The organism is Pseudomonas sp. MONT-RG-20F-20-E-7-02 (assembly GCF_022662395.1).
In the GTDB taxonomy this organism is placed as follows: Bacteria; Pseudomonadota; Gammaproteobacteria; order Pseudomonadales; family Pseudomonadaceae; genus Aquipseudomonas.
In genome coordinates this window covers 773670-791531 of sequence record NZ_JAKNQN010000003.1, presented here as the reverse complement: position 1 = coordinate 791531, position 17862 = coordinate 773670, and the positions used below count along the sequence as shown (strand labels likewise).

18 protein-coding genes are annotated in these 17862 nt (G+C 60.9%); 12 read left to right on the top strand and 6 right to left on the bottom strand.

The window, feature by feature from the left end; genetic code table 11:
• Positions 1–16: 16 nt before the first annotated feature.
• Genes L8I05_RS12805 through L8I05_RS12790 form a run of 4 tightly spaced genes read left to right on the top strand, consistent with a single transcriptional unit; the run spans position 17 to position 3532 of the window.
• On the top strand, positions 17–937 hold the full coding sequence (locus tag L8I05_RS12805) for a metal ABC transporter substrate-binding protein (RefSeq protein ID WP_177018322.1): 921 nt from the start codon (positions 17–19) through the stop codon (positions 935–937).
• Positions 934–1680: a metal ABC transporter ATP-binding protein gene (locus L8I05_RS12800; RefSeq protein WP_242169305.1), complete on the top strand. Its 747-nt coding sequence runs from the start codon at positions 934–936 to the stop codon at positions 1678–1680. The genes L8I05_RS12805 and L8I05_RS12800 overlap by 4 nt, the downstream gene beginning before the upstream one ends.
• Positions 1677–2576 (top strand): metal ABC transporter permease, encoded by a 900-nt coding sequence (locus L8I05_RS12795; RefSeq protein WP_242169303.1) that lies wholly within the window; start codon positions 1677–1679, stop codon positions 2574–2576. The genes L8I05_RS12800 and L8I05_RS12795 overlap by 4 nt, the downstream gene beginning before the upstream one ends.
• Entirely contained in the window at positions 2576–3532 is a 957-nt protein-coding gene (locus L8I05_RS12790; protein ID WP_242169301.1) for a zinc ABC transporter substrate-binding protein, read from the top strand. The genes L8I05_RS12795 and L8I05_RS12790 overlap by 1 nt, the downstream gene beginning before the upstream one ends.
• A gap of 163 nt (positions 3533–3695) precedes the next feature.
• On the opposite strand, the gene L8I05_RS12785 is transcribed toward L8I05_RS12790, so the two are convergent.
• Entirely contained in the window at positions 3696–4409 is a 714-nt protein-coding gene (locus tag L8I05_RS12785) for a UTRA domain-containing protein (RefSeq protein ID WP_010211607.1), read from the bottom strand.
• Positions 4410–4758: 349 nt separating this feature from the next.
• On the opposite strand from L8I05_RS12785, the gene L8I05_RS12780 reads away from it, so the two are divergent.
• From L8I05_RS12780 to L8I05_RS12755, 6 genes are all read left to right on the top strand, one after another.
• Positions 4759–5826, top strand: a complete 1068-nt coding sequence (locus L8I05_RS12780) for an ABC transporter substrate-binding protein (protein WP_159955178.1) — start codon at positions 4759–4761, stop codon at positions 5824–5826.
• A 206-nt stretch (positions 5827–6032) separates the two neighbouring features.
• Positions 6033–6839, top strand: a complete 807-nt coding sequence (locus L8I05_RS12775; protein ID WP_159955177.1) for an alkaline phosphatase family protein — start codon at positions 6033–6035, stop codon at positions 6837–6839.
• On the top strand, positions 6836–7681 hold the full coding sequence (locus tag L8I05_RS12770; protein WP_159955176.1) for an ABC transporter permease subunit: 846 nt from the start codon (positions 6836–6838) through the stop codon (positions 7679–7681). Before L8I05_RS12775 ends, L8I05_RS12770 begins: the two co-directional genes overlap by 4 nt.
• Positions 7668–8468 (top strand): ABC transporter permease, encoded by an 801-nt coding sequence (locus L8I05_RS12765; protein WP_159955175.1) that lies wholly within the window; start codon positions 7668–7670, stop codon positions 8466–8468. Before L8I05_RS12770 ends, L8I05_RS12765 begins: the two co-directional genes overlap by 14 nt.
• Complete coding sequence (locus L8I05_RS12760) at positions 8465–9454, top strand: ABC transporter ATP-binding protein (protein ID WP_010565203.1); 990 nt, start codon at positions 8465–8467, stop codon at positions 9452–9454. Before L8I05_RS12765 ends, L8I05_RS12760 begins: the two co-directional genes overlap by 4 nt.
• A 29-nt stretch (positions 9455–9483) precedes the next feature.
• On the top strand, positions 9484–10137 hold the full coding sequence (locus L8I05_RS12755) for an HAD family hydrolase (protein ID WP_242169300.1): 654 nt from the start codon (positions 9484–9486) through the stop codon (positions 10135–10137).
• Positions 10138–10281: 144 nt separating this feature from the next.
• On the opposite strand, the gene L8I05_RS12750 is transcribed toward L8I05_RS12755, so the two are convergent.
• A complete protein-coding gene (locus L8I05_RS12750; protein WP_242169297.1) occupies positions 10282–11244 on the bottom strand; it encodes a zinc-binding dehydrogenase in 963 nt (320 codons plus the stop codon).
• Positions 11245–11382: 138 nt separating this feature from the next.
• On the opposite strand from L8I05_RS12750, the gene L8I05_RS12745 reads away from it, so the two are divergent.
• Entirely contained in the window at positions 11383–13461 is a 2079-nt protein-coding gene (locus tag L8I05_RS12745) for a carboxy terminal-processing peptidase (RefSeq protein WP_242169295.1), read from the top strand.
• Positions 13462–13579: 118 nt separating this feature from the next.
• Positions 13580–15346, top strand: coding sequence for a bifunctional diguanylate cyclase/phosphodiesterase (locus L8I05_RS12740; RefSeq protein ID WP_159955171.1), 1767 nt, complete (start codon positions 13580–13582; stop codon positions 15344–15346).
• Here the strand turns inward: L8I05_RS12740 and L8I05_RS12735 are convergent.
• The 4 genes from L8I05_RS12735 to L8I05_RS12720 form a co-directional block, all read right to left on the bottom strand.
• Positions 15343–15714: a hypothetical protein gene (locus L8I05_RS12735; protein WP_005786715.1), complete on the bottom strand. Its 372-nt coding sequence runs from the start codon at positions 15712–15714 to the stop codon at positions 15343–15345. The two genes, L8I05_RS12740 and L8I05_RS12735, sit on opposite strands and share 4 nt — an antisense overlap.
• A complete protein-coding gene (locus tag L8I05_RS12730; protein ID WP_159955170.1) occupies positions 15711–16049 on the bottom strand; it encodes a helix-turn-helix transcriptional regulator in 339 nt (112 codons plus the stop codon). Before L8I05_RS12730 ends, L8I05_RS12735 begins: the two co-directional genes overlap by 4 nt.
• 96 nt (positions 16050–16145) lie before the next feature.
• Positions 16146–16601 (bottom strand): YkvA family protein, encoded by a 456-nt coding sequence (locus tag L8I05_RS12725; RefSeq protein WP_242169293.1) that lies wholly within the window; start codon positions 16599–16601, stop codon positions 16146–16148.
• A 460-nt stretch (positions 16602–17061) separates the two neighbouring features.
• On the bottom strand, positions 17062–17793 hold the full coding sequence (locus L8I05_RS12720; RefSeq protein ID WP_177018331.1) for an FKBP-type peptidyl-prolyl cis-trans isomerase: 732 nt from the start codon (positions 17791–17793) through the stop codon (positions 17062–17064).
• Positions 17794–17862 lie beyond the last annotated feature (69 nt).

The window sequence follows — 17862 nt, the reverse complement described above, 5'->3', positions numbered from 1 at the left end:
AGAAGACCGAGTGCCCATGTCTATTTCATCTCCCCTGTTACGCCTGTTGCTGGTCAGCCTGTTCAGCCTGCTGCTGGCACCGTTGGCAAATGCCGAGGCGGCTAAACGCCTGCGCATCGGCATTACGCTGCACCCTTATTACAGCTACGTCACCAACATCGTCGGCGACAAGGCCGAGGTGGTGCCGTTGATCCCGGCCGGTTTCAACCCCCACGCCTACGAGCCGCGCGCCGAAGACATCAAGCGCATCGGCACGCTGGACGTGATCGTGCTCAACGGCGTCGGCCATGACGATTTCGCCGACCGCATGATCGCCACCAGCGAGCGCCCGGATATCCCGGTGATCGAGGCCAACGCCAATGTGCCGCTGCTGGCCGCCACCGGCAATGCCGCGCGGGGCGCTGGCAAGGTGGTCAACCCGCACACTTTCCTGTCGATCAGCGCCTCGATTGCCCAGGTCAACAACATCGCCCGCGAACTGGGCAAACTCGACCCGGACAACGCCAAGACCTACACCCAGAACGCCCGCGCCTACGGCAAGCGCCTGCGCCAGATGCGCGCCGACGCCCTGGCCAAACTGACCAGCGCGCCCAACCCCGACCTGCGCGTGGCCACGGTGCACGCGGCCTACGACTACCTGCTGCGCGAGTTCGGCCTGGAAGTCACCGCCGTGGTCGAACCGGCCCACGGCATCGAACCCAGCCCCAGCCAGCTGAAAAAGACCATCGATGAACTGCGCGCCCTGGATGTGAAGGTGATCTTCTCGGAGATGGATTTCCCGTCCACCTACGTCGAGACCATCCAGCGTGAGTCCGGGGTCAAGCTGTACCCGCTGTCGCATATTTCCTACGGCGAATACACGCCCGAGAAGTACGAAGTGGAAATGACCGGCAACCTCAACACCGTGGTGCGGGCGATTCAGGAGTCGGGGGCATGACGGCGGCGGAGCAACTGAAAGTCGCCAGCATTGGCCCGACGATTGAGTTCGACCAAGTGTCGCTGACCCTCGGCCGCACGGTGATTCTCGATTGCGTGAGCTTCCAGGTCCAGCCGGGCAGCATACATGCGCTGGTCGGCCCGAATGGCGGCGGTAAAAGTTCGCTGATCAAGACCCTGCTGGGGCAAACGCCGCACCAGGGCCAATTGCGCCTGCAATGGCCGACCACGCCCGGCACCATCGGTTATGTGCCCCAGGCGCTGGAGTTCGACCGCGGCTTGCCGATGACGGTCGACGACTTCATGGCCGCCATGTGTCAGCGCCGGCCGGCGTTCCTGGGCCTGTCCAGGCACTACGCCGGGGCGATTGGCGAGGCGCTGGAGCGCGTCGGCATGCAGGACAAACGTAAACGCCGCATGGGCGCGTTGTCCGGCGGCGAGCGTCAGCGTGTGTTGCTGGCCCAGGGCCTGATTCCCGCGCCGCAGCTGTTGGTGTTGGATGAGCCGATGTCGGCCCTCGATGAAGCTGGCATCCAGGTCTTCGAACGCCTGCTGAATGACTGGCGCCTGGCCGGGATCACCGTGCTGTGGATCGAGCACGACCTGGAAGCCGTGGGCCGCCTGGCCGAGCGTGTCACCGGCCTCAACCGCCGCGTGCTGTTCGACGCCACACCGAAAGAAGCGCTGACCCCGGACCGCCTGCTGACCCTGTTCTCCACTCACCCTCGGAGCCCGGCGCAATGAGTTATGAAGCATTTCGTTTGATGGTCCAGGGCTGGGCCTCTTCCGGGTATCTGCCGGAAGCGCTGGCCTATGGGTTTGTGGTCAATGCCTTGCTTGCCGGTCTGCTGATCGGCCCGGTGCTCGGCGGCCTGGGCACGCTGGTGGTGGTCAAGCGCTTTGCGTTTTTCTCCGAAGCGGTCGGGCATGCCGCACTGACGGGCGTGGCCGTGGGCATTCTTTTAGGGGAACCCTACACCGGGCCGTATGGCGCGCTGTTCGGCTACTGCCTGCTGTTCGGCATCCTGCTCAATTACCTGCGCAACCGCACCGGTCTGGCGCCGGACACCTTGATCGGCGTGTTCCTGTCGGTGTCCCTGGCGTTGGGCGCGAGCCTGCTGCTGATTCTGGCGGGCAAGATCAACGTGCACATCCTCGAGAACGTATTGTTTGGTTCGGTACTGACGGTCAATGGCAACGACTTGCTGGTGTTGGCCGTGGTCGGCTCGTTGGTGATGGCCCTCGCGTTGCCGTTGTACAACCGCATCATGCTCGCCAGTTTCAACCCGCAACTGGCGGCGGTACGCGGTGTGGCGGTGAAAATCCTGGATTATTTGTTCGTGATTCTGGTGACACTGATCACCGTAGCGGCGGTCAAGGTGATCGGCGCCATTCTGGTCGGCGCCCTGCTGGTGATTCCGGCGGCGGCGGCGCGCCTGCTGAGCCAATCGCTCAAGGGTTTCTTCTGGGTTTCGGTGGTGATCGCCACGGTGAGCACGCTGTGCGGCATTCTGCTGCCGATCATCTTCGACCTGCCTATCCCGTCCGGCGCCGCCATCATTCTGGTTGCCGGTATCGCCTTCGCCTTCGCCGCCATCGCGCGCGGCACAGTGCCCAGCCTCAAAGGGAATCTTGGATAATGCGCCCTGTCTTTCGCCCACTGGCCCTGGCCATCGCCTGCCTGCTCAGCACCTCGGCGCTGGCCGCCGTAGACGGCTTTAATCCCAACGACTTCAAAGTCAACCAAGGCCTCGGCCATGCGGCCCTGACCAAGGCCAAGAAGCCGGTCAAGGTGCTGGCCTCGCTGCCCATCACTTACGGCTTGGCCGAGGTACTGCTCAAGGGCACCGACGTGAAACTTGAACGCGCCGCCCCGGCCAACCTGCCAGGCTCGCGGCAGGTGTCCTACTTCACCGGGCGTGGCGCCCAGGCGTTGAATAGCCTGGCTATAGACGCCGACGCGACCATCGGCCTGCGTTCGTTGTGGACCGATGACCCGCTCTACCCGGTGGCGCGGCGCAGCAATATCCGCATTGTCGAAGTGGATGCCGCGCGCCCGGTGGACGGCGGTTTGCCGGGCATCGCCGTGCAGCCGGGCAGCACTGACGGCTTGAACAGCCAGCCGTGGCAGTCGAGCAACAACATGGGGCGCATGGCCGATGTGATGGCCGCCGACCTGAGCCGCCTGGCACCGAAGGCCAAGCCGAAGATCGACGCCAACCTCGCCGCCCTCAAGCAACGCCTGCTCAAGCTCAGTGCCGACAGCGAAGCGCGCCTGGCCCAGGCGGACAACCTGAGCGTGGTCAGCCTGAGCGATCACTTTGCGTATCTGGTCAGCAGCTTGAACCTGGAAGTGGTCAGCACCGATGCACGGCCGGATGCCGAGTGGACGCCTGCAGCGCTGCAGCAGTTAACCGCCAGCTTGAAGGACAGCGACGTGGCCGTGGTGCTGCATCACCGTCAGCCGAGTGAGGCAGTGAAAGCCGCGGTGACGGCAGGTGGTGCACAGCTGGTGGTGTTGAACGTCGACGGCGCGGACCCGGTGGCAGAGTTGGAAAGTAATGTGGATCAGGTGATCAAGGCGCTGATGCCATAGGCCAGAGATGCTTCAAGTCGAGCTCGGTTCAAATGTGGGAGCTGGCTTGCCTGCGATAGGCTCCACTCGGTATGTCTGATGTACCGAGTCGCCCGCATCGCAGGCAAGCCAGCTCCCACATCTATATCGCGGTGCATCAGCTCGATCAGTCCACACCCGCCAGTCACACCACATCCACGCCCACATGAATCGCATCATGCCGCCAGAACTCCAGGTCGCAGTCGATCAACCGCTGGTGCTGGTCATAATTGACCCGGGCAATGCGCAGGCCCGGGCTGCCCACCGACACGCGCAACGCGGCGGCGGCTTCCACCGGCAGTGACGTCGGCACTATTTCGAAGCGCACGCGGCCGTAATGCAGGTCGTACTTGCGCGCGTACAGCTCAGTCATCGACTGATTCAAATCACACGCCAGAATCCCCGGAAAATACTGCGGGTTCAGGTAGTGCTCCACATACAGCACCAGCCGCCCATCAATTCGTCGGCCCCGGCAAATCTGGATCACGCTGGACAGCGCCGGTAACTGCAACCACGCACACACCGCCGCCGACGCCGGTTGCAGCCGCGCCGAAATCACCTCAGTCGACGCCACCCGCCCCTGGTCGCTGACCATTGCGTGAAAGTGGCTGCGCTGCATCAGGTTATAGGCCAGCCGGGGCGGCGAAACGAACCAGCCCCGGCGCTCCTCGCGATAAATCTGCCCTTGGGCTTCCAGCTGTAACAACGCTTCCCGCACGGTAATACGCGTGGTTCCAAACAACTCACTGAGCTTGCGCTCGGCGGGCAACTTACTGGCAGGCGGCAACAGGCCGTGGTCGATCTGCTCTTGCAGCGCCAGGCCGATGGATGTCACCGCCTTGATTGCCTCATCACGCATCAACGTTACCTATCTGGACTAGACCAGCACCGTTCAGGTGCACAAACCGCTCCGTAAATGGGCTTTTGCTACTGCTTGCCAGCCTAGGCACTACAGATGACCGACAGATGACAGCCCCTGTCGCGGCCCTGCACCACACCCTGCAATACATCGGCCAAGTCCAGGGCCTGCGGGTACTTGAGCATGGTCTACGCTGAGTCTGCACTGAGCGACAAAAGTGATTTAAAAACGACATCGACATGAAACTGTCATCCATCGAGCCTAGATTGGCTCAGGTATTGCTCTGACCTAGACCAACACCACCCGTCGAAAAAAAACGCCGCGTTGAAAACGCCCAAAGGAGCTTCGGATGAAAAAGCTTTTCCTGGCATCACTGTTAGGCTCGACCATTGCCATGTGCACCGCCGCCATGGCTGCTGATACCGATCTAAAGACTCTGGAAGCCGCCGCGAAAGCGGAAGGCGCCGTTAACAGCGTCGGCATGCCCGATGACTGGGCCAACTGGAAAGGCACCTGGGAAGACCTGGCCAAGACCTACGGCCTCAAGCACATCGACACCGACATGAGCTCGGCCCAGGAAATCGCCAAGTTCGCCGCCGAAAAAGACAACGCCAGCGCCGATATCGGTGACGTCGGCGCCGCCTTCGGCCCGATTGCGGTGAAACAGGGCGTGGCCCAACCGTACAAGCCGACCACCTGGGCACAAGTGCCGGATTGGGCGAAAGATAAAGATGGCAACTGGGCGCTGGCCTACACCGGCACCATCGCCTTTATCGTCAACAAAAAGCTGCTGCACGGTTCCGAAGCGCCAAAAAGCTGGGCTGACCTGAAAACCGGCAAATACAAAGTCTCCATCGGTGACGTGAGCACCGCCGCCCAAGCCGCCAACGGCGTGCTCGCGGCTGCCCTGGCCAACGGTGGCGACGAGAAGAACATCCAGCCTGCGCTGCTGATGTTTGCCGAGATCGCCAAGCAAGGTCGCCTGTCGCTGGCCAACCCGACCATCGCCACCATGGAAAAAGGCGAAGTGGAAGTGGGCGTGGTCTGGGACTTCAACGGCCTGAGCTACAAAGCCAAGATGGCCAACCCGGATGACTACGTGGTGCTGATCCCATCGGACGGCTCGGTGATTTCCGGCTACACCACCATCATCAACAAATACGCCAAGCACCCGAACGCCGCCAAGCTGACCCGTGAATACATCTTCAGCGACGCCGGCCAGACCAACCTGGCGCGTGGCAACGCGCGTCCGATTCGTGCCGAGCACCTGACCCTGCCGGCTGACGTGCAGGCCAAGCTGCTGCCGAACGAGCAGTACAAGAAAGTCACGCCAATCAAGGATGCCGAGGCGTGGGAGAAGACGTCCAAGGCGCTGCCGCAGAAGTGGCAGGAAGAAGTCATTATCAATATGCAGTAAGGCCTGAGCTGTAAACGCGGTCAGTGTGGGAGCTGGCTTGTGTGGGAGCCGGGCTTGCCCGCGATGCAGACGACTCGGTGCTTCATGTGAACCGAGGTGATGCTATCGCAGGCAAGCCAGCTCCCACATAAGCCAGCTCCCACTGTTGACCCCGTTCCTCCAAGAAAACCGAGCCAAGATTAATCCGTTGCGGAGCCACAGCCCCTATGAAGCACAACGTCATCCTTGTGGTGCTCGACGGCCTGAACTACGAGGTTGCCCGACATGCCATGGGGCATCTCCAGGCCTATATCGGCGCAGGACGCGCAGCGCTTTACAAACTGGACTGTGAACTGCCGGCCCTGTCGCGGCCGTTGTACGAATGCATCCTCACCGGCGTGCCACCGATTGACAGCGGCATCGTCCACAACAATGTCTCGCGCCTGTCCAACCAGCGCAGCATTTTCCATTACGCCACCGACGCCGGTCTCACCACGGCGGCGGCGGCTTATCACTGGGTCAGCGAGTTGTATAACCGCACGCCCTTTATTGCCGCGCGTGATCGTCATACCGACGACAAGGCGCTGGCGATCCAGCACGGGCATTTCTACTGGAATGACCACTACCCGGATTCGCACCTGTTCGCCGACGCCGAAAGCCTGCGCCGCAAACACGCGCCGAATTTCCTTGTGGTGCACCCGATGAACATTGATGACGCCGGCCACAAGCATGGCCTGGATACCGCGCAATACCGCAACAGCGCACGCTCGGCCGACATCATCCTCGCCGACTACCTGCAAGGCTGGCTCGACGCCGGCTACCAGGTGCTGGTGACCGCCGACCACGGCATGAACAACGATCGCTCGCACAACGGCCTGCTGCCGGAAGAGCGCGAAGTGCCGCTGTTCGTGCTGGGTTCGGCCTTCAGCTTCGACCCTGCCGCTACCCCCAAGCAAACCGAACTGTGCGGCACCGTCTGCGAACTGCTCGGGGTGCCCCACGACAAACCTGTATGCCGGGAGCTGTTGAAGTGAACTCCATAACCCGTGGCAAATGGCTGGCGATCCTGTGCCTGGTGCCGTTTGCGCTGTTCTTTATCGTGTTCGAAATCGCCCCGCTGGTGTGGGTGCTGATCAATAGCCTGCAATCGGAAGAATTCGGCTGGGGCCTGGCCAACTTCACCAAGATTTTCAGCTCGAAGTTCTATCTGCAGGCGATCCAGTACAGCCTGGAGATCAGCTTCTACTCCAGCGTGTTCGGCATCATCATCTCGGTGCTCGGCAGCTATTCGTTGCGCCGCGTGGACGGGCCGTTGCGCAATTTCGTGACCGCCTTCGCCAACATGACCAGCAACTTTGCCGGCGTGCCCCTGGCCTTCGCGTTCATCATCCTGCTGGGCTTCAACGGCAGCATCACCATCATGCTCAAGCAGGCCGGGATCATTCAGGACTTCAACCTGTACTCCAAGACCGGCCTGATCATTCTGTACACCTACTTCCAGATTCCGCTGGGCGTGCTGCTGCTCTACCCGGCCTTCGATGCGTTGCGTGAAGACTGGCGCGAATCGGCCTCACTGCTCGGCGCCAGTGGCTGGCAGTTCTGGCGCCACATCGGCTTGCCGGTGCTCACCCCGGCGCTGCTCGGTACTTTCGTCATTCTGCTGGCCAACGCCCTCGGCGCCTACGCCACGGTGTACGCGCTGACCACCGGCAACTTCAACGTGCTGCCGATTCGCATCGCGGCAATGGTCTCCGGCGACATTTCCCTGGACCCGAACATGGCCAGTGCCCTGGCCGTGGTGCTGGTGGCGCTGATGACCGTGGTCACCGTGGTCCATCAACTGCTGCTCAAGAGGAGCTACCATGTCTCGCGCTGAAGCCGGCTCGGCCTCCCTCTACCATCGGGTAGTGGTGTACCTGTTATTTGCGATTCTGGTGTTGCCGCTGGTGGGCACCTTTGTCTACTCCATTGCCAGCAGCTGGTCCGCGACTATTTTGCCGGCCGGCTTTACGGTGAAGTGGTACGTGCAACTGTGGAGCGACCCACGCTTTCTCGCCGCGTTTGGCCAGTCGCTGCTGGTGTGTGTGGGTGCGCTGATCCTGTCGGTGGTGCTGATTCTGCCGCTGCTGTTTGTGGTGCATTACCACTTCCCCCGGCTCGACGCGCTGATGAACATCCTGATCCTGCTGCCCTTCGCGGTGCCGCCGGTGGTGTCGTCGGTGGGCCTGCTGCAACTCTACGGTTCCGGGCCGCTGGCGATGGTGGGCACGCCGTGGATCCTGATCGGCTGCTACTTCACCGTGGCCCTGCCGTTCATGTACCGCGCGATCACCAACAACCTGCAAGCGATCAACCTGCGCGACCTGATGGACGCCTCGCAGCTGCTCGGCGCCAGCACTTGGCAGGCGGCGATCCTGGTGGTGCTGCCGAACCTGCGCAAAGGCCTGATGGTGGCGCTGCTGCTGTCGTTCTCGTTCCTGTTCGGTGAGTTCGTGTTCGCCAATATTCTGGTGGGCACCCGCTATGAAACCCTGCAGGTCTACCTGAACAACATGCGCAACACGAGCGGCCACTTCACCAGTGCCATCGTCATTTCCTATTTCTTCTTTGTGCTGGTGCTGACCTGGGCCGCCAATATCTTGAACAAGGACAAAAGCCAATGAGCTTCGTCAGCGTCCAACACCTGCAAAAAGGCTACGCCGGCACCCCGGTGTTCAGTGACATCAACTGCGAGATCGCCAAGGGCGAATTCGTCACCCTGCTCGGCCCGTCCGGTTGCGGCAAGTCGACCTTGCTGCGCTGTATCGCCGGCCTGACCTCGGTGGACAGTGGCAAAATCCTGCTGGATGGCCAGGACATCGTGCCGCTGAGCCCACAGAAACGGCATATCGGCATGGTGTTCCAGAGCTATGCGCTGTTCCCCAACATGACCGTGGAGCAGAACGTCGCCTTTGGCCTGCGCATGCAAAAGGTCAACGCCGACGACAGTCACAAGCGCGTGCAGGAAGTGTTGCAACTGGTGGAACTCAAGGAGCTGGCGGGCCGCTACCCGCACCAGATGTCCGGTGGCCAGTGCCAGCGCGTGGCCCTCGCCCGCTCCCTGGTGACTCGCCCGCGCCTGTTGTTGCTGGATGAGCCGCTGTCGGCGCTGGATGCGCGGATTCGCAAACACCTGCGCGAACAGATCCGCCAGATCCAGCGTGAACTGGGCCTGACCACGATTTTCGTGACCCATGACCAGGAAGAAGCGCTGACCATGTCGGACCGCATCTTCCTGATGAACCAGGGCAAGATCGTACAGAGCGGCGATGCCGAGACTCTCTATACCGCGCCGGTGGATGTGTTCGCCGCCGGTTTTATCGGCAACTACAACCTGCTCGACGCCGACAAGGCCAGCCAATTGCTGCAGCGCCCGATCAGCGGGCGCATCGCGATTCGCCCGGAAGCCATCGAACTGAGTCGCAGCGGCGAGCTGGACGCACTGGTGCGCAGCCACAGCCTGCTCGGTAACGTGATTCGCTACCGCATCGAAGCGCGTGGCGTGGAGTTGGTGGTGGATGTGCTCAACCGCTCCGCCGACGACCTGCACCCGGATGGCCAGCGTTTGGCACTTTCCATCGACCCGAGCGCCTTGTGTGAAGTAGCCTGACGCCACGATTTATTGAGAGAGCGAAACGGATGGCATTGGTAATTTTTGATCTGGACGACACCTTGATCCACGGCGACTGCGCCACCCTGTGGAGCGAGCAGATGGGCCGCCTGGGCTGGGTCGACCCCGAGTCGTTCATGCGCAAGAACAACGAGCTGATGGACGCCTACAGCCAAGGCAAGTTGCGCATGGAAGACTTCATGGACTTCAGCCTGGAGCCGATGATCGGCCGCACACCGGAAGAGATCGAGCACTTGGTCGAGCCGTGGGTCGAGGACGTTATTGAGCCACTGATCTACAGCGAAGCCACCAAGACCATCGCCCGCCACCGTGCGAATGGCGATCGGATCCTGGTGATTTCCGCCTCGGGCACGCATTTGGTCAAGCCGATTGCGGCGCGCATTGGTATCGACGAAGTGTTGGGCATTGACCTGGACGTCAGCCACGGCGTGTACAGCGGCCATACCGTGGGTGTGCTGACCTATCGTGAAGGCAAGATCACGCGGTTGCTGGCCTGGTTGGAGCAGGAAGGTGAAAGCCTGGAGGGCGCGTATTTTTACTCGGACTCACGCAATGATTTGCCGTTGCTGCTGAAGGTGGACCATCCGCAGGTGGTGAACCCGGACCCGGTGTTGCGTGAACATGCGCAGAAGGCTGGGTGGCCGATCCACAATTGGGTCTGACGCCAACCTCTTTGAATTGAAATCCACTCCACTGTGGGAGCTGGCTTGCCTGCGATAGCGCCATATCAGATGAAACATTCTTCACTGAGGCACCGCTATCGCAGGCAAGCCAGCTCCCACATTGACCGCATTGCAGTCCTGGGATCAGCTCAGGCCTTCGTCAATCACCAACACCAATTTCCCGGAAATCTGATTGCTCGCCAACTCGGCAAACGCCGCCTCGGCATCCTTGATCGGGAAGGTCTTGGCCAGTTGCGGGCTCAAGCGTCCCTCTGCAAACAACGGCCACACATGCTGGCTTAGATCACTGAACAGGTCCGCCTTGAACTGATCGCTGCGGCTGCGCAGGGTCGAGCCAAGCAATTGAATGCGCTTGCCCAGCACTTGCGCCAGGTCGAGCTGCGCGTCACGCCCGCCCATCAAGCCGATCAACACCCAGCGACCGTCCAGGGCCAGCAGCTTGAGGTCCATCGCCGCATAGTCGCCGCCGACCGGGTCGAGGATCACATCAAACGGCCCGAAATCGCGCAGCCCTTCAATGCCGTCGGTACGTACTACGCCGCCCTGGGCGCCGAGTTCTTCGCAGTAGGCCAGGCGCTGCGCCGAGCCGACGCTGACCCAGCACGGGCTGCCAAACGCCTTGCACAGCTGGATCGCCGCCGAGCCCACGCCACTGGCGCCGGCATGCAGCAATACTTTTTCACCGGGCTTGAGGCCCGCCAACTGGAACAGATTCAGCCACGCCGTGCTGTACACCTCCGGCAGCGCTGCCGCTTCCGTCAGCGACAGGCCTTCCGGCACCGGCAACACGTGGCGCGCATCCACCACCACTTCTTCAGCCATGCCGCCACCGGCCAGCAGCGCGCAGACGCGGTCGCCGACCTGCCAGGACGACCCCGGCCCGACCTCGCTGATCACCCCGGAACACTCAAGACCCAGCACTTGGCTGGCGCCCGGCGGGGGCGGATAGAGCCCCGCGCGCTGTAATAAATCGGCGCGATTGAGGCCCGCAGCCGCTACACGAATGCGAACTTGGCCTACATCGCAGGTAGGACTGGGTTCTGTCAGCCACTCCACATGACCTTCAACGCCTTGCAATGCTTTCACAGTGCCTCCATAGTGAGTCTGGACTGAGCCCGTAGCTGTAGCGCCGGGCTTTTTGCATTATGCGACCGGATCATATGGAACCGGCTCCCTCAAAGACGGCCTAATATGCGTTATCAATTGCCCCCGCGTCGAATCAGCATGAAGCATCTGTTCCCCAGCACCGCCCTCGCTCTTTTCATTGGTCTCGGCTTCGCGTCGATGTCGACCAATACGTTCGCAGCCAACAGCTGGGACAACCTTCAGCCTGATCGCGATGAGGTGATTGCAAGCCTTAACGTCGTCGAGTTGCTCAAGCGTCATCACTACAGCAAGCCGCCGCTGGACGACGCTCGCTCGGTGATCATCTACGACAGCTATCTCAAGCTGCTGGATCCGTCGCGCAGCTACTTCCTGGCCAGCGATATCGCTGAGTTCGACAAGTGGAAGACCCAGTTCGACGACTTCCTCAAGAGCGGCGACCTGCAGCCCGGCTTCACCATCTACAAGCGTTACCTGGACCGCGTCAAAGCGCGTCTGGACTTCGCCTTGGGTGAGTTGGACAAGGGCGTCGACAAGCTCGACTTCACTCAGAAGGAAACCCTTCTGGTGGACCGCAAGGACGCGCCCTGGCTGACCAGCACCGCCGCGCTTGACGACCTGTGGCGCAAACGCGTCAAGGACGAAGTGCTGCGCTTGAAGATCGCCGGCAAAGAGCCGAAGGCCATTCAAGAGCTGTTGACCAAGCGCTACAAGAATCAGCTGGCACGTCTGGACCAGACCCGTGCCGAAGATATCTTCCAGGCCTACATCAACACCTTCGCGATGTCCTACGACCCGCACACCAATTATCTGTCGCCAGATAACGCAGAAAACTTTGATATCAACATGAGTCTGTCGCTGGAAGGCATCGGTGCCGTCCTGCAAAGCGACAACGACCAGGTCAAGATCGTGCGTCTGGTGCCGGCAGGTCCTGCCGACAAAACCAAGCAGGTCGCCCCGGCCGACAAGATCATCGGCGTGGCCCAGGCCGACAAAGAGATGGTCGACGTAGTTGGCTGGCGCCTCGACGAAGTGGTCAAGCTGATCCGTGGGCCGAAAGGCAGCGTGGTGCGCCTGGAAGTGATTCCGCACACCAACGCACCGAACGACCAGACCAGCAAAATCGTTTCGATTACTCGCGAAGCGGTGAAGCTCGAAGACCAGGCCGTGCAGAAGAAAGTCCTCAACCTCAAGCAGGATGGCAAGGACTACAAGCTGGGCGTGATTGAAATCCCGGCCTTCTACCTCGACTTCAAAGCCTTCCGCGCTGGTGATCCGGACTACAAGTCGACCACCCGCGACGTGAAGAAAATCCTGACTGAGCTGCAGAAGGAGAAAGTCGACGGCGTGGTTATCGACCTGCGCAACAACGGCGGCGGTTCCCTGCAGGAAGCCACCGAGTTGACCAGCCTGTTTATCGACAAAGGCCCGACCGTGTTGGTACGCAACGCTGACGGCCGTGTCGATGTGCTCGAAGACGAAAACCCGGGTGCCTTCTACAAAGGGCCGATGGCGTTGCTGGTGAACCGTCTCTCGGCCTCGGCTTCGGAGATTTTCGCCGGCGCCATGCAGGACTACCACCGCGCGTTGATCATCGGCGGCCAGACCTTCGGCAAAGGCACCGTGCAGACCATTCAACCGCTGAACCACGGCGAACTGAAGCTGACCATTGCCAAGTTCTACCGGGTTTCCGGGCAGAGCACCCAGCACCAGGGCGTACTGCCGGATGTGGATTTCCCGTCGATCATCGACACCAAGGAAATCGGCGAAAGCGCACTGCCTGAAGCCATGCCGTGGGACACCATTCGCCCTGCGATCAAGCCGGCTTCGGACCCGTTCAAACCGTACCTGACGCAGTTGAAGGCTGACCACGATACCCGCTCCGCCAAGGATGCCGAGTTCGTGTTCATCCGCGACAAACTGGCCCTGGCCAAGAAGTTGATGGAAGAAAAAACCGTCAGCCTCAACGAAGCGGATCGCCGTGCGCAGCACACCAGCATCGAGAATCAGCAGCTTGTGCTGGAGAACGCCCGCCGCAAGGCCAAAGGCGAAGACCCGCTCAAAGAGCTGAAGAAAGAAGATGAAGATGCGCTGCCGGAGCCGGAAAAAACCAAGCCGGAAGACGACGCCTACCTGTCTGAGACCGGTCGGATCCTGCTGGACTACCTGAAAATCAGCAAGCAGGTGGCCAAGCAGTAAATGATGGCAATTTAATGTGAACGGTCCTCGGAGTGTCATCATATAGACATCATTCTGTCGTGAAATGAAGGACCGCAGGCGTTGAGCCTGCGGTCCTTTTTTTTCGATCGAGATCGCCATGACCATGACCGAACAGCTGAATGCATTGGGCTCTATCCTGGCTCAAGGCAGTTTGCACAGCCTGTTCCAACCGATCATTTGCCTCTCTGAACGGCGCATTCTTGGCTACGAAGCCCTCAGCCGTGGCCCATCGAACAGCCCGCTGCACTCCCCCGTCGCCCTGTTCGCGGTCGCCAGCCAGGCCGGGCGCCTCAGCGAATTGGAAATGGCCTGCCGCGAAAGCGCCTGCCGGCGCTTCAGTGAACAGAAACTGCCGGGCAAACTGTTCCTGAACATCTCGCCGGAATCCCTGATGGAGACCGCGCATCAACCGGGGCGCACCCTGCAACTGCTGCGCGACTTCGGCATCCCGCCCAGCCAGGTGGTGATCGAACTCACCGAGCAGACCCCCACCGACGATTTCGACCTGCTGCAAACCGCCTTGCATCATTACCGCGACATGGGCTTCGCCATCGCCCTCGACGACTTGGGCGCCGGCTATTCCAGCCTGCGCCTGTGGTCGGAACTGCGCCCGGACTACGTGAAGATCGACCGACACTTTATCGACGGCATCCATCAAGATGCGCTCAAGCGCGAATTCGTCGGCTCCATCCTGCAAATCGCCAAGGCATCACGCGCCCAGGTGATTGCCGAGGGCATTGAGCTGGCGGAAGAACTGGCGGTGTTGACGGAGATGGGTGTCGACCTGGTCCAGGGCTATCTGCTTTGCCGTCCGCAGGAACAACCGCCCCAGGAAGCACGGCTGATGCTGCCCAAGCCGGACAACGCCAACCTCGCCCTCAGCGAAGAAGGCAGCGACCTCAGCGCGCTGCTCAACGAACAACCGGCGGTGCACCAGGACACCGCCACCGCCCAGGTGCTGGAGTCGTTCCGCCGCCAGGCCAACCTCAATTCGTTGGCGGTGCTCGACGGGCGTGGCCACCCGGTGGGCATCGTGCACCGGCATTCGTTGTCGGACGCGCTGCTCAAGCCGTTCGCCACCGACCTGTTCGCACGCAAGCCAATCAGCCGCTTGATGAGTGATGACTTTTTGGCCGTGGAGCTGAGCCAATCCCTGCAGCAAGTCAGCCGCCTGCTGACCAGCCGTGCGCGGCAACGCATTGAGGAAGACTTCATCATCACGCTCAACGGCGACTACCTAGGCCTGGGCCGCGTGATCGACGTGCTCAAATTGATCACCGAGCTGAAAATCCAGCAGGCGCGTTATGCCAACCCGCTGACATTGCTGCCGGGCAACGTGCCGATCCAGCAATGCCTGACACGGCTATTGCAGCAACAAAGAGAATCAGTGATTTGCTACGTGGATATCGACAGCTTCAAGCCGTTCAATGACATCTACGGCTACGGACGCGGGGATGAGGTGTTGCTGTGCCTGGCGCAGTGCCTGAACGACCGGGTCGACCCGAGCCGCGACTTTGTCGGGCATATCGGCGGCGATGATTTTTTGCTGGTGCTGGGCCCGCAGGATTGGCGCAAGCGGCTCAACCAGCTGCTGGATGATTTCCACACCCAATGCCGACGGTTCTACCGTGCTGAACACCTCGACGCTGGTTGTTTCGTGGCGCTGAACCGCCAGGGTGTGCGCCAAGAGTTTGCCTTGCTGTCACTGTCGATCGGCGTGGTGCATTTATATCCACAGGCCTGTGCACAACTGGATGCCAGCCAGTTGGCCGAGCTGGCCTCGCAGGCCAAGCACCACGCCAAGGACGTGGCCGGCTACAGCATTCATGTGATCGACAGCCTGGAACTGCTGGCCCAGGCTTAGGCCTCGGCAGACTCCGGGTACTCGTATTCGAACACCCGCACCACTTCCGATGCATGCCAGGACGCGGCGGCGACGCCATCGGAAGGCCCGCTGAACCGCCCCAGGCGCTCCACGCATTCAAAGAAACCGGTACGCGGCAGGCGACTCGCGCCCTGGCTGATCACCAGCGAACTGCGCAATGGCTGCTCGGCCTTGGCGTCGAGTGCGGCCAGGTGCTCAAGGGCGGCGGCCAGGGTTTGCATGGCCGGCGTGGGGAATTGCAGGCGCTCCAGCAGCGCGCGATAGGTCAGCAGATGGCGCTGGCGGCGCGCCTGGTCCAGTTCGTTGAGTAGCCCATCCCAGTGTTGACGGCTGATACGTAGGCTCAAGATTCATCCCTCCAACCTGCAACGCCCAATTCCCAGGCCAGGCTGCGGCGAATGGCGGCATCCGGCTGGCGTTCACCACTTTCTATCAATCCGAGATACGAGGGGCTGATGCCCACTGTGCGGGCCAGCGTTTCTATGGCCAGGCCCTTGGCTTCACGCAGGCCACTGAGGTCCGCGAGCGGGCGCAATGCCTGGTCGGGAGTGACCTGAGCGGTAGAAGATGGCGTTGGCGCTGGTTGTTGCTGACCGGCTGCTTTTAGTAGCGCCTGGTACTGGTCCCATGGCAACACCGCGTACTCGGGTTCGCCATCGCGTGAAATTATCTGAATATCCATGACTGCCCCGTAGGATAACAACACTCACTAAGTAAGCTCTTTCCTTAAGAGTGTAATCCTAACAGCCACAAAGGTCGCAGGGGGATATAAGCGTCGTCAGTTTTTTTGCGGGTTTTCCTGGGCCAGCAGCGCAGGCGTCGCAGGCAAGCGCTCAACCACCGCGAGCTTCTCCGGGCGCTGCGCGTCGCGCCAGGCGCGAAAGGCGCTCAGTTCGCCATCCAGGGTCTTCATGACCCATGCCAGCACGGCGATGTCGTCGAGCATGCCGAATACCGGAATAAAGTCCGGGATCGCGTCAATTGGGCTCAGGAAGTACATCAGCCCTGCCACCACCGAAATCAGCGCCTTGGGGCTGATTGCCCGGTACTCACCGCGCCAGTAGGCCAGGCACAGAGCCTGTAGCAGTTTGAGGTCATCCTTGAGCTTGCCCAGGCGGTTGCCCTGGCTTGAGCCTTTGGCTGCGACGGCAAACAGTAGGGTCGACAGACGCCCACGACCGAGCAAGCGCGCGGCCATCGGCAGGAATCGGGTGAAATTGAAGGGTGGTTTCATGGGTCACTCCAGTTCCAGGCGACATAAAAGGTTATCCACACAAATTGTGGATAACCTTGTGAACAGAGCCTGTTTTATCGGCTGAAAGCCACGGACTACAAGGCCTACACTCAGATCGGGCGTTTTTTGCGCACATAAAAAAAACCCAAGATTTCATTGACTTGGCGCTGATGTACGGCTACCCGTGCTCGAGTCTTATATCAGACTGTTTCAGGTTGCAGGGGTTCGTTTGGATTTTCAGCGGGCTTTACGATCGTTCCCACGCTCTGCGTGGGAATGCCGCCCGGGACGCTCCGCGTCCTGATGGCTGCACGAGGCTAGATGCCAGGGATACGTGACGCGGAGCGTCACCGGAGGTGTTACCACGCAGAGCGTGGGAACAATCATTTAACAATCATTTACCTGGCGCCAGATACAACAACGCCCCGTCTAAACGGGGCGTTGTCTGTTCAGTTGCCGATTACTTCTTGGCAGCTGGAGCAGCAGGTGCGTCAGCCTTGGCTGGGTCCTTGATGGCCAGCAGTTCCAGGTCGAATACCAGCACGGAGTTGGCTGGAATCGCCGGGCTCGGGCTCTGAGCGCCGTAGGCCAGGTCGGACGGGATGTACAACTCGACCTTCTCGCCAACGTGCATCAGTTGCAGGCCTTCGACCCAACCCGGGATCACGCCGCTGACCGGCAGGTCAATCGGGCTACCGCGATCCACGGAGCTGTCAAAGGTAGTGCCGTTGGTGAGCTTGCCGGTGTAGTGAACAGTCACCACGTCGGTCGGCTTGGGCTGGGCCCCGTCGGCCTTCTTCACGATCTTGTATTGCAGACCGGAAGCAGTCGTCACTACGCCGTCTTTCTTGGCGTTTTCTTCGAGGAATTTCTTGCCGGCGGCTGCCGACTCTTCACTCATTTTGGTCATGCGTTCTTCTGCACGCTTCTGCAGTGCGGCAAACGCTTCGACCAGTTCGTCGTCTTTCAGCTTCTGTTCTTTCTTGCCGACGGCATCTTCGATGCCTTGGGCTACCGCTTTGGAGTCCAGGTCATCCATGCCTTCCTGGGCAAGACTTTTGCCCATGTTCAGGCCGATACCGTAGGAAGCTTTCTGCGCCGGGGTTTTCAGCTCTACGCTGGTCTGCGAATCACAACCCGCAAGTACCAGGCTAACCAGGGCCACCGCCGCCGCCAACCGATGCTGTTTCATGCTATTTCCTTGTTCGTGCGCCAAAAGGGCATTCGAGTAAAGTCGCGAGCTTATCAGGCGGCCACGACC